We start from the raw sequence: 11,335 nt of genomic DNA, 5'->3' as shown, positions 1-11,335 counted from the left end.
ACGATCGTCCCGTCGGCGAGGAACAGCACCCGGTCGGCGTGCGCGGCGGCGCCGGGGTCGTGCGTCACCATGATCACGGTCTGCCGGTAGGCGTCGACGGCGCGGCGCAGGAATCCCAGTACCTCGGCGCCGGAGCGGGAGTCGAGGTTGCCGGTCGGCTCGTCGGCGAACAGCACCTCGGGCCGGGTCAGCAGCGCGCGTGCCACCGCGACCCGCTGCTGCTGGCCGCCCGACAGCTCGCTGGGGCGGTGCGACAGCCGCTCGCGCAGGCCGAGGGCGTCCACGATGGTGTCGAACCAGGCCCGGTCGGCGCGGCGGTTCCCGAGCCGGCCGGTCAGCCGGATGTTCTCCTCCGCCGTCAGCATCGGCAGCAGGTTGAACGACTGGAACACGAACCCGAGCCGGTCGCGGCGCAGCTTGGTCAGCCGGGTCCGCGACAGCCCGGTGATGTCCACGTCCCCGATCAGCACGGAGCCGGACGTGACGGTGTCGAGCCCGGCCATGCAGTGCAGGAACGTCGACTTCCCGGACCCGGACGGCCCCATGATCGCGGTGAACCGGCCCCGGGGGAACGCGGCCGAGACGCCGCGCAGCGCGGTCACCGCGCCGTCGCCCGTCCCGTACGACTTCACCACGTCGCGCGCGACGGCGACGTGGTCGTGGACCTGCCCGGCAGGGGGTGGGGTGGCCGTCTGTGTCATGCCGTCCAGGAAACCGGCGCACACCGGTCGCCCGCAGTGACGCGGACTCCCCACTTGATGCTGGGGGACGCCCTACCCTCCGGGTCGGGTCAGCGGCCCTCGAACTCCGGCTGCTGCTTCTTCAGGAACGCCTCCGTCGCGTTGTGGTGGTCGGCGGTCTTCTCGCACTCGTCCTGCAGCTCCGCCTCCCGTTCGAGGGCGGACGCCAGGTCGTGCGTCGCGGCGTGGTCGAGCGCCGCCTTGACCGCGCCGTAGGAGACCGTCGGGCCGGACGCGAGGCGCCGCGCCAGCTCCACCGACGCCGGGGCCAGCTCGTCCGCCGGGACGACCCGGGTCACCAGCCCCATCTCCAGGGCCTCCGGTGCCCCGACCGGCTCGCCGAGCAGCAGCAGCTCGGCGGCCTTGGCGCGGCCGACCAGGCGCTGCAGCGTCCAGGACATGCCGCTGTCGGGGGCCAGCCCGATGCCGGTGAACGCGGTCGCGAACCGGGCCTTGTCGGAGGCGACGATCAGGTCGCAGGCGAACGCCAGCGACGCGCCCGCGCCCGCCGCGACGCCGTTCACCGCCGCCACCACCGGCTTGCGCATGCCCGTGATCGCCAGCACGATCGGGTTGTAGTGCTCGCGCACCGTGCCGTCGAGGCCCCGGCCCGCGGCGAGGTTGTCGGCGTGCTCCCGCAGGTCCTGCCCGGCGCAGAACGCCCGCCCGGCCCCGGTGAGGACCACCGCGCGGACGGCCGGGTCGGCGGCGGCGCGCACCACCGCCGCGCGCAGCGCCTCCTTCATCTCGACGGTCAGCGAGTTCATCCCGTCGGGACGGTTCAGTGTGATCGTCCCCACACCGCCGGTCACGTCGTACAGCACGGTCTCAGACATCGTCGTCCTCTCGGTCCTGCGTAGATCTTCCCAGGCAACCTTCGGCGAACCCGTGCGGGGCGGGCAAGCCTCCCGGCTGCCGATCTGGAGGCTGATCGTTACCACTTCGCGCTCGGAAGACGAGATAATGGACCACTACTGATGACGCGGATGCGACACGCGGCCACGCGGCCAGAGGTGTGCGAGGCCGCGGCCCTACGCAGGAAGGGGATGCACGCATGGCGGCTATGAAGCCGCGGACGGGAGACGGTCCGCTCGAAGTGACCAAGGAGGGCCGCGGAATCGTCATGCGGGTCCCGCTCGAAGGCGGCGGCCGCCTCGTGGTCGAACTCTCCGCGGACGAGGCGAAGGAGCTCGGCGAGGCCCTCAAGGAGGTCGTGGGCTGAACGCCCCCGCCACTCCCGCTCACCGGTGACGGTCCCGGCGCAACGCCGGGGCCCTTGCCGTTCCGTAACCAGTCACGATCAGGGGGGATCTGCCGCCATGCCCATCGAGACCCGCGTGCACGGTGCCGGCGGCACCGTGTCGCAGACGGCCCTCGACCTCGGGGCCGAGGCCGTGGCGGTGCCGGTCCGGTCCGGGCCGGTGGCGCCGGCCGCCGAGGTGGCGGCGTCGCTGCCCTTCACGCTGGACGAGCTGCTGGCGCTGCACCGGGCGAAGGGCGAGCCCGGCGAGATCACCGCCGCGCAGGTCCGCATCGGCGACCGGCTGCGGGAACTGCTGCTGTACGGGGTGGGCGAGGCGGCGCCGGCCGACCTGCGCAAGGCCGGCGCCGCGCTGGCCCGCCGCGGCAGGGGGCGGACCGCGCTCGTCGCGGGCGTCCCGGACGGCGATCTGGCCGCCTTCACCGAGGGCGCGCTGCTCGCCTCCTACGGTTTCAAGATCGGTGCGCCTCCCTCCCGCGCCCCGCTCGGCACCCTCGCCGTGCTGACCGAGGCGGGGCCCGAGGCCGATGCCCCGGCGATCGAGCTCGGCACGGCGCGGGCGCGCGCCACCGCGCTGGCCCGCGACCTCGCCAACACCCCGTCCCGCGAGAAGGACCCGTCCTGGCTCGCCGCGGATGCCGAGCGGGTCGCCGCCGAGAACGGCCTCACCGTGCGGGTGCGCGGCGAGAAGGAGCTGCTCGACGAGGGGTTCGGCGGCCTGCTGGCCGTCGGGGGCGGTTCATCCCGACCGCCCCGGCTGATCGAGCTGCTGTACGAGCCCGAGGAGCCGGCCGAGCGGCATGTGGTGCTGGTCGGCAAGGGCATCACGTTCGACAGCGGCGGCCTCTCGCTGAAGCCGAACGACAACATGAAGACGATGAAGACCGACATGGCGGGCGGCGCCGTGGTCATCGCGGTGATGAGCGCGCTGCGCGGCCTCGGCGTGCGCGCCCGCGTCACCGGGCTGGTCGCCGCGGCGGAGAACATGCCGTCCGGGTCGTCGATGCGCCCCGGCGACGTGATCACCCACTACGGCGGGACGACGTCGGAGGTGCTGAACACCGACGCCGAGGGTCGGCTCGTCCTCGCCGACGCGCTCGCCTACGCCGCCGCCCGGCTCGACCCCGACGCGGTCGTGGACATCGCCACGCTGACCGGCGCCGCGAAGGTCGCGCTCGGGCTGCGCCACGCGGCGCTGCTCGCGAGCGACGACGCCCTCGCCGAGGCGCTCACCCGGTCCGGGACGGCGGCGGGCGAGCCGGTGTGGCGGCTCCCGCTCGTGGCCGACTACCGCGCCGCGATCGACTCCGACGTGGCCGACATCAACAACATCGGGCGCGGCGGGTACGGCGCCGGCACCATCACCGCGGCGCTGTTCCTGCGCGAGTTCGCCGGCGACCGGCCGTGGGCGCACCTGGACATCGCGGGCCCCGGCCGCGCCACGTCCGAGGACGCCGAGATCACCCGCGGCGCGACCGGCTTCGGCGTCCGCCTCCTGCTCGACTGGCTGACGGCCTGACCGCGCGGACCGGCCCCGCGCCCGTCACTTCGTCCGGCGGTCGATCACCGGGACGCGGCGCCGCCGCCGGGCCTCCTTGACGATCTCCGGGAGCGTCGCGTCCCAGCCCGGCTCCACCGCGAAGCACCACGGGACGGCCGCGGCGGTCGCCGGCACGTCCCGCATCGTGAGCGCCACCAGCCGCGGCCGCTCCCACGTGCGGGCCAGCTCGGCCAGCTCCGGCGCCGGCAGGAACACCAGGTAGTCCTGCTCGCCGCGGCGGGTGCCGCCGACACCGCGCCGCAGCGCCGTGATCGCGGCCACCTCGTCCCAGGCCAGGGCCCGGCCGGACCTGCGGGGCAGCGGCCAGCGCGCGGGCCGCCGCACCCCGTCGCCGTCCAGCTCCAGGACGGGACGGCGGGCCAGCGTCGCGCCGGCCGACGCCAGCAGGCCCGCCCCGAACAGGGCGAGCCCGGCCACCCCGAGGACCATGAACGCCACGCTGCCCACCCCGGCGCCGCGGACCACCCCGCTCGTGACGAACCCCGCCGACGCGAGGAACAGGATCGCGAACGCGGTCAGCTGCCCCGCGCCGCGCCAGGTCACCCGGTTCCGCACCGCGAACGGCTCGCCGGTCTCGGCCTCGGCGGCGCCGGCGTCCACGCTCATCGGCTAGTCGCGCTTCACGGCGCAGAGCAGGCCGTCGCCGACCGGGATCAGCAGCGAGACGAGCCGGTCGTCGTCGCGGATCATCCGGTGCACCTCGCGGATCGCCTCGGTCTCGGGGTCGCGCCGGACGGAGTCGGCGACCCGGTCGTGCCAGAGGGCGTTGTCGAACGCGACCACGCCGCCGGGACGCAGCAGCCGCAGCGCGTCCACGAGGTACTCGGGGTACTCCCGCTTCGCCGCGTCGCAGAACACCATGTCGTAGGCGCCGTCGGTGAGCCGCGGCAGCACCTCCAGCGCCGGGCCGCTGATCATCCGGGTGCGGAAGCCGGACAGGCCCGCCTCCCGGTAGGCCTGCTTGGCCAGCCGCTGGTTCTCCGGCTCGATGTCGACGCTGGTCAGCACGCCGTCCTTCGGCATCCCGCGCATCAGCCAGACGCCGGACACGCCGCAGCCGGAGCCGACCTCGACCACCGTCCGGGCGCCGATCAGCGTCGCGAGGAAGCGCAGCGCCGCGCCCCCGGCCGGGCCGATCGGCATGGCGCCGACCTCTTCGCCGCGGCGCCTGGCGTTCAGGAGCGGCTCGTCTTCGGGGAGGAAATCCTCCGCATAGGCCCGGGTGGCCTCTCGTGCGTCGATGGCTGCCTCCTCGCGGGACCCCCGCATGGCTCATGCTGGGAAAGACCTTATCGCTGACAGGGAACCAACTGGAGTTTCAGCGCGTTGTAACCAGCGCAAGCGCAAGCACGTATTCGGTCCGGAAAGCAAACAACCGGTTCAGCACCGCCCCAGCCCAGGCGAGACCGTGCCGTTCCAAGGCGAGATCCTTGGCTCACGAGAGAGGAACAGCCCGGCACCATGGGAGTCGCAGCACTGAGTTTCAGAAGCGCTGTGGGGGTCGGCCCCAGGCAGGGGGTCGGGAGCGCCGCTCGCACCCGCGAGAACGCCCCCGAGGCCGAATGGGCGCCGCCGTCCTGGGACGAGGTCGTGCGCGAGCACTCCGCCCGCGTCTACCGGCTCGCCTACCGACTGACCGGCAACCAGCACGACGCCGAGGACCTCATGCAGGAGGTCTTCGTCCGCGTGTTCCGTTCGCTCTCGAACTACACGCCGGGCACGTTCGAAGGCTGGCTGCACCGGATCACCACCAACCTGTTCCTCGACATGGCGCGGCGCCGCCAGCGGATCCGGTTCGAGGGGCTGGCCGACGACGCCGCCGAGCGTCTCCAGGGCCGCGAGCCGACGCCGGCGCAGGCGTTCGACGACACCAACTTCGACGCCGACGTCCAGGCCGCGCTCGACGCGCTGGCCCCCGAGTACCGCGCCGCCGTCGTGCTGTGCGACATCGAGGGCCTGTCGTACGAGGAGATCTCGGCCACGCTCGGCGTCAAGCTCGGCACCGTGCGCAGCCGCATCCACCGGGGGAGGGCGCAGCTGCGGGCGGCGCTGGAGCACCGTGCGCCCACCCGGCGCCGGCCGGGGACCCGCAACGACTACCAGGCGGCCCTCGCCGAGGACGGCGGGGCCCTCCACGGCGAGGCCGGCCCGGCGCCCGCGGCGGGCGGTGTCCGGCCGCAGCCGGAGGGCGTGTAAAGCTGTACTTACCGCGCGCGGGCGGAACCGCGCGCCCGACCGAACGGAACCGACGGAGGCGGCGTGAGTTGTCTGGGGGAGCGCCTGACCGCTCTGGTCGACGGTGAGCTGGGGGACGATGAGCGCGAGCGCGCCCTCGCCCACCTCGCGGGATGCGACCGCTGCCGGCGCGAGGCCGACCTCATGCGCAGGCTCAAGGGCCGGCTGCGCGGGCTGTCGGACCTGCCGCCGTCGGACGGCACCGGCGACCTCCCGACCGGCGACTTCCTGAGCCGGCTGCGTTCCCTGCCGGGCTCGCTGCCCGAGTCCGGCGCCCCGCCCGGGGGCGGCGCCACGGCGGAGCCCGCCGCACCGGCCGCCGCCGCGACCCGGCACCCGTCCCGGGCGTCGCGATCATCGAACCGTCCCGCGCGGCCGTCCGCCGGACGCCCGCGCGACACCCGGCCGCGCGACGGCCGCCCGGCCGCACGCGCCGCCGCCGTGCACGCCCATCCCCGCCGCTACCTGGTGGTGGGCGCCGCCACCCTGTTCCTCGGCCTCGGCGCCGCCTCCTACGTCGCGGGCGGGCGCCAGGACGCGCCCGCCGTCACCCCCGCGTTCGACCGGTTCGCCGTCGAGCACGCGCTGACGTCCGGTGACGCCCCGGTGACCGACCCGCTCACCGACCCGGCGAACGAGCTCCAGGTCTCACCGGGGCCGTGAGTGCGCCCTTCGTGACCGGCCGCCGCCCGCGCCGGGAGCGTTGCGGGCGGCGCGGTGCTGTTCTGGCCGGCGGGCTCGCGGCCGCCCTCGCCCTGGTGGGCTCGCTCGCCGGCGACCCCGGCGCGGTCCGGCGCGTCCGCAGCGATCCCGGGGCCGTGGCCCTGCTGCGCGCCGCCGCCGACGCCGCCCGCCGCGTCCCCTACGAGGGCCGGCGGTTCCTCACCACCCGGGGCCGCGGCCGGGACGTGACGTCCCGCGTCGCCGTCTCGCACATCCCGGGCGCGGGCATCAGGTACCGGTCGGGGACGGCCGGGGAGGGCTACCGCCCCGAGTCCGCCGCCGGGGACACCACGGGATTCACCCCCGCGACGCTGGCGCTGCTGACCCGCAACTACGCGGTGGTCCGCGCGGCGGACGCGTCGATCTGCGGCCGGCGCGCGCGCGTCGTGGAGGCGCGCCGCGCGGACGGCAGCCCCGCCGGGCGCTTCTGGATCGACTCCGAGACCGGGCTGATGCTGCACCGGGAGCTGATCGACGCGACCGGCCGCCCCGTGGTCATGACCGGCTTCACCGAGATCAGCTTCAGCGTGCCGGCGGCGGAGCCGGTCACGCACGGCGGGCGGCGCGGCGGCCTGTCCCGGTTCCCCGGATCCGGCGCGGGCGACGCCGTGGACGCCGCGGGCGCCGCGCGCGGGTGGAGCGACCGGCTCGATCCGGCGGTGCTCCGCGCCCGCGGCTGGCCCGTCCCGGACGACCTGCCCGGCCGGCTCGCCCTCTACGACGCCCGCCGCGAGAGCGGCGGCGGCGCCGTGCACCTCAGCTACTCCGACGGCCTCGCCGCCGTGTCGGTGTTCGTGCAGCGCGGCACGGTGGACGAGCGCGGCATGGCGGGGTGGCAGCGGACCGTCCGCCGCGGCCGGACGGTGTTCCGCCGCGAGGCCCTGCGGCGCTGGGCGGTGACCGGCGGGGGCGGCTACGTCTACACGGTCGTCACCGACGCGCCGCAGAGCACGGCGACGGTGGTGGCGGCGCACATGCCGCGCGACCCGGCTCCGTTCTGGACGCGGCTGTCGCGCGGTGCCCGGCGTCTGGTGTCCAGCGCGAACCCGTTCGACTGAAGGCTGGGGAATGTCATGGTTGTGCTTTCTGTCGGGGTTCGACGGGTCGATATGCGGTATGGAGGCTCTTGTCCGTACGCTGGCGCGTTCGGGGCTCGGTAGCCTTGCCCGACGGCCGGATCCGGCCGTGCCGTTCCGCCGCGGGAACGTGGTTTACGCTCGCCACATCCTTCGGAGGGCAGCATGAGCACGGATGACGAGGACCATGCTCGGTAGGAGAGATGGGGATGACGGAAGACAACCGCGGCCCGGTCAGGGCGCCTTCGGAGGACGACGACGTCGTCCCCGGCCAGGAGCCTGAGCTGCGGGAGGCCGCGGCCCCTCCCGAGACGGTGACCGACCAGGAGCTCCCCCTGGACCAGCCCGCCGACGACCCGGAGCCCGGGCCGGCGGACGAGGCCGACGACCCCGAGCCGGACGAGCCGGGGCCCGGCGAGCTCGGTCCCGACGAGCTGGCGCCGGAGCCCGGCCCGGAGGCGCCCGGGGACGGGGACCGGCTGGTCGCCGGCGGGTTCGCGCCGCCCGACTCGCTCGGCGGCCCGCCCGACACCAGCGAGGACGTGCTCTCCCGCGCCGACATGGGCCCGCAGGAGGTGCCGCTGCAGGACGCGTCGCCGCGCGACATGCCGCAGCCGCCACCGCCCGTCCACCTCGACAAGCCCCCGGTGGACATGCCCGACGACCGTCCGCGGCCCGGCTTCGTCCCGCACAACCAGGACCCGCGCGCCGCGCAGGGCGGCCCGTACGGGGGTTGGCCGCAGCAGTCCCACCAGGGGCCGCCGCCGCCGGCGCCCGGCCGCCCGCCGATGGGCCCGCCGCCGCCCGCGCCGCCCGGACCGCCGCCCGGCGGTCCCCGGCCGATGGCCGGCTACGGCGTGCCGCCCGGCGGCACCGGGCCCAACTGGGCGCCGATCCCGGGGGCGCTCCCGCCGTCGTCGCGCGGCGGGCCGGGCCTCGGGCTGCTCGCCGTGGTCGCGTTGATCGTGGCGCTGGTGGCCGGCGCCCTCGGCGCCGGGATCGGCGTGATCGCGACCGATGACGACGACGGCGGCTCGGTCAGCCTCGGCGGCGGCACCGGCGGCGACACCAAGGTGCAGAGCCGCCCGCCGGACTCCGTCGCCGGCGTCGCGCAGCGGGTGCTGCCGAGCGTCGTGATGATCCGGACGGAGTCCGCCCAGGGCGAGATCGGCGGCACCGGCTTCATCGTCAACGGCGGCTACGTCATCACCAACAACCACGTCGTCGCCGGCGCCGGCGGCGGGTCCGGGCAGATCAAGATCGTCTTCAACGACAAGAAGACGCTGCCCGCCACCGTCAAGGGCGCCGACCCGAGCTCGGACGTCGCCGTGCTGAAGCCCGAGGGCCAGCACTCGCTGCCCGCGCTGGCGGTCGGCGACTCCAGCGCCATCGCCGTCGGCGACCCGGTGATCGCGATCGGCTCGCCGCTCGGCCTGCAGGGCTCGGTCACCACCGGCATCGTCAGCTCGCTGAACCGGGCCGTGCCGACGCAGGGCGAGGGCGGCGCGGACGCGTCCTACCTCAACGCGATCCAGACCGACGCCGCGATCAACCCGGGCAACTCGGGCGGGCCGCTGGTGGACGCGAAGGGCCGCGTGATCGGCATCAACACCGCGATCCTCACCGTCGGCGGCCAGTCGCTCGGCGGCGAGCAGCAGAGCGGCAACATCGGCCTCGGCTTCGCCATCCCGATCAACCAGGGCAAGCGGGTCGCCGAGGAGATCATCCGCACGGGGACCGTCAAGCAGGCCAAGCTCGGCGTGCTGCCCGACCCGCGCTACCAGGAGGGCGGCGCCCGGATCATGCCCCAGCCGGTCAACGGGCAGGATCCGGTGACCAAGGGCGGCCCGGCCGACAAGGCCGGCCTCAAGCCCGGCGACGTGATCACCAAGGTCGACGACAAGCCGATCGAGGACGCCACCGACCTGATCGCCCAGATCCGCAGCCGCGCCCCGGGCGACCGCATCAAGATCACCTACCAGCGGGAGGGCAGGGAGAGCAACGTCGAGGTGACGCTGGGCTCCGACTGACCCGACGGGAACGTCCAGTTCTGGTTCATTCGCGCTGGAGATACGCTTGGGGGACCGGCCCGCGGCAGGGCCGGTCCCCTTGGCTTGTGGAGGACGGGTTGTTCGACGTCGGACTCGGTGAGATGGCGGTGCTCGTCGTCCTCGCCCTGGTCATCTTCGGGGACAAGCTGCCCCAGGTCGCCGGGCAGGCGGGCCGGATGCTGCGGCAGTTCCGCGAGATGGCCAACAGCGCCAAGGCCGACCTGCAGGAAGGGCTCGGGCCGGAGTTCAAGGACTTCGACATCAACGACCTCAACCCGAAGACGTTCGTCCGCAAGCACCTCCTGGAGGACGACGACACCTACCTGACCAAGGGCGACTCCGGCCTCTTCGACGACGAGCCCACCTACGCCACCACCGCCGGCGACCTCCCCCACGGCGAGAAGCCCCCCTTCGACAACGAGGCGACCTGACCGGCGCCATGCGAAAGCCCCCCGCCGGAACGTCCGGCCGGGGGGCTTTTCGATGGGTTGCTAGCGGCGCTTGGGGCTGATGCCGAGGGACATCCCGGCGAGGCCGCGGGTGCGGCCGCCCAGGGTGTCGGCGATGGTGCGGAGCTCCTTCGCGGCGCCGGCGTCGGGGTCGGCGAGGACCAGGGGCGTGCCGCTGTCGCCGCCCTCGCGCAGGCGCGGGTCGATCTCCACCTGGCCGAGCAGCGGGACGCGGGTCCCGAGGCTCTTGGTCAGCGCGTCCGCGACCGTCTGGCCGCCGCCCTCGCCGAAGATGTGCTGCCGCTCCCCGCAGTGCGGGCACGTCAGGTACGACATGTTCTCGATCACGCCGACGACCTGCTGGTGGGTCTGCGCGGCGATCGCGCCCGCCCGCTCGGCCACCTCGGCGGCGGCCTGCTGCGGCGTGGTGACGACGAGGATCTCCGCGGACGGCAGCAGCTGCGCGACGGAGATCGCGATGTCGCCGGTGCCGGGCGGCAGGTCCATCAGCAGGATGTCGAGGTCGCCCCAGTAGACGTCCGAGAGGAACTGCTGCAGCGCGCGGTGCAGCATCGGCCCGCGCCACACGACCGGCTGGTTCCCGGCGGTGAACATGCCGACCGAGATCACCTTCACGTCGTGCGCGGACGGCGGCATGATCATGTCTTCGACCTTGGTGGGCGGGTTCCGCACGCCCAGCATCCGCGGCACCGAGTGGCCGTAGATGTCGGCGTCCACCACCCCGACCTTGCGGCCCTGCGCGGCGAGCGCGGCGGCGATGTTCACCGTCACCGACGACTTGCCGACGCCGCCCTTGCCGCTCGCCACCGCGTACACCTTGGTCAGCGAGTTCGGCCTGGCGAAGGGGATCTCCTTGGCGGGCTCCCCGCCGCGCAGCTTGGTCTGCAGGTCCTTGCGCTGCTCCTCGCTCATCACGTCCAGCTCGACGCGCACCGAGGACACACCGTCGAGCTTGGAGACGGCCTCGGTGACGTTCTTGGTGATGGTGTCCTTCATCGGACATCCGGCCACGGTCAGGTAGACGCCGACGCGGACGGTGCCGTCCGCGTCGATGTCGACGCTCTTGACCATGTCGAGCTCGGTGATCGGCTTGCGGATCTCAGGATCGTTCACCGTGGCGAGGGCCGCGGTCACCCGCTCGGTCGTCAACAGGGAGGCCATACGCCCATGGTATGGACCCGACGGCGATACCTGCCAATCAGGGTGCGGCTCGTCACA

At 74.4% G+C, this 11,335-nt stretch carries 12 protein-coding genes; 7 read left to right on the top strand and 5 right to left on the bottom strand.

Annotated elements, in window-relative coordinates; genetic code table 11:
• Both BM339_RS23970 and BM339_RS23965 read right to left on the bottom strand, forming a co-directional pair.
• Window positions 1–701 (bottom strand): ABC transporter ATP-binding protein (locus BM339_RS23970; RefSeq protein ID WP_083597856.1); only part of this gene is annotated, 701 nt, incomplete at its 3' end.
• A gap of 89 nt (window positions 702–790) precedes the next feature.
• Window positions 791–1,576 carry an enoyl-CoA hydratase-related protein gene (locus BM339_RS23965; RefSeq protein WP_075022251.1) on the bottom strand — a complete coding sequence of 262 codons (786 nt, stop codon included), beginning with the start codon at window positions 1,574–1,576 and terminating at the stop codon, window positions 791–793.
• Window positions 1,577–1,794: 218 nt separating this feature from the next.
• Between BM339_RS23965 and BM339_RS23960 the strand changes: the two genes are divergently transcribed.
• Window positions 1,795–1,962, top strand: a complete 168-nt coding sequence (locus BM339_RS23960; RefSeq protein WP_075022250.1) for a DUF3117 domain-containing protein — start codon at window positions 1,795–1,797, stop codon at window positions 1,960–1,962.
• A 97-nt stretch (window positions 1,963–2,059) separates the two neighbouring features.
• Window positions 2,060–3,520: a leucyl aminopeptidase family protein gene (locus BM339_RS23955; RefSeq protein ID WP_075022249.1), complete on the top strand. Its 1,461-nt coding sequence runs from the start codon at window positions 2,060–2,062 to the stop codon at window positions 3,518–3,520.
• 24 nt (window positions 3,521–3,544) lie between these two features.
• Here BM339_RS23955 and BM339_RS50020 read toward each other — a convergent pair whose 3' ends face one another.
• On the bottom strand, window positions 3,545–4,168 hold the full coding sequence (locus BM339_RS50020) for a hypothetical protein (protein WP_024936188.1): 624 nt from the start codon (window positions 4,166–4,168) through the stop codon (window positions 3,545–3,547).
• A gap of 3 nt (window positions 4,169–4,171) precedes the next feature.
• On the bottom strand, window positions 4,172–4,831 hold the full coding sequence (locus tag BM339_RS23945) for an O-methyltransferase (protein WP_075022248.1): 660 nt from the start codon (window positions 4,829–4,831) through the stop codon (window positions 4,172–4,174).
• A 192-nt stretch (window positions 4,832–5,023) separates the two neighbouring features.
• On the opposite strand from BM339_RS23945, the gene sigE reads away from it, so the two are divergent.
• The 5 genes from sigE to BM339_RS23920 all read left to right on the top strand — a co-directional run bounded on the left by sigE (window position 5,024) and on the right by BM339_RS23920 (window position 10,078).
• On the top strand, window positions 5,024–5,758 hold the full coding sequence (gene sigE, locus BM339_RS23940; RefSeq protein ID WP_256255428.1) for an RNA polymerase sigma factor SigE: 735 nt from the start codon (window positions 5,024–5,026) through the stop codon (window positions 5,756–5,758).
• A 63-nt stretch (window positions 5,759–5,821) separates the two neighbouring features.
• Window positions 5,822–6,460 (top strand): anti-sigma factor family protein, encoded by a 639-nt coding sequence (locus tag BM339_RS50770; RefSeq protein WP_075022246.1) that lies wholly within the window; start codon window positions 5,822–5,824, stop codon window positions 6,458–6,460.
• Window positions 6,457–7,578 carry a sigma-E factor regulatory protein RseB domain-containing protein gene (locus tag BM339_RS23930; RefSeq protein ID WP_024936186.1) on the top strand — a complete coding sequence of 374 codons (1,122 nt, stop codon included), beginning with the start codon at window positions 6,457–6,459 and terminating at the stop codon, window positions 7,576–7,578. The genes BM339_RS50770 and BM339_RS23930 overlap by 4 nt, the downstream gene beginning before the upstream one ends.
• Window positions 7,579–7,805: 227 nt before the next feature.
• On the top strand, window positions 7,806–9,626 hold the full coding sequence (locus tag BM339_RS23925) for a S1C family serine protease (RefSeq protein ID WP_075022245.1): 1,821 nt from the start codon (window positions 7,806–7,808) through the stop codon (window positions 9,624–9,626).
• Window positions 9,627–9,724: 98 nt separating this feature from the next.
• Complete coding sequence (locus BM339_RS23920; RefSeq protein ID WP_021594540.1) at window positions 9,725–10,078, top strand: sec-independent translocase; 354 nt, start codon at window positions 9,725–9,727, stop codon at window positions 10,076–10,078.
• Window positions 10,079–10,138: 60 nt separating this feature from the next.
• Here BM339_RS23920 and BM339_RS23915 read toward each other — a convergent pair whose 3' ends face one another.
• Window positions 10,139–11,278, bottom strand: a complete 1,140-nt coding sequence (locus tag BM339_RS23915) for an Mrp/NBP35 family ATP-binding protein (protein ID WP_075022244.1) — start codon at window positions 11,276–11,278, stop codon at window positions 10,139–10,141.
• Between the last annotated feature and the right edge of the window lie 57 nt (window positions 11,279–11,335).

Source organism: Actinomadura madurae (assembly GCF_900115095.1).
GTDB lineage: Bacteria > Actinomycetota > Actinomycetes > Streptosporangiales > Streptosporangiaceae > Spirillospora > Spirillospora madurae.
Note: the sequence above shows the minus strand (reverse complement) of the source record. Positions and strands in the feature narration are given on the sequence as shown.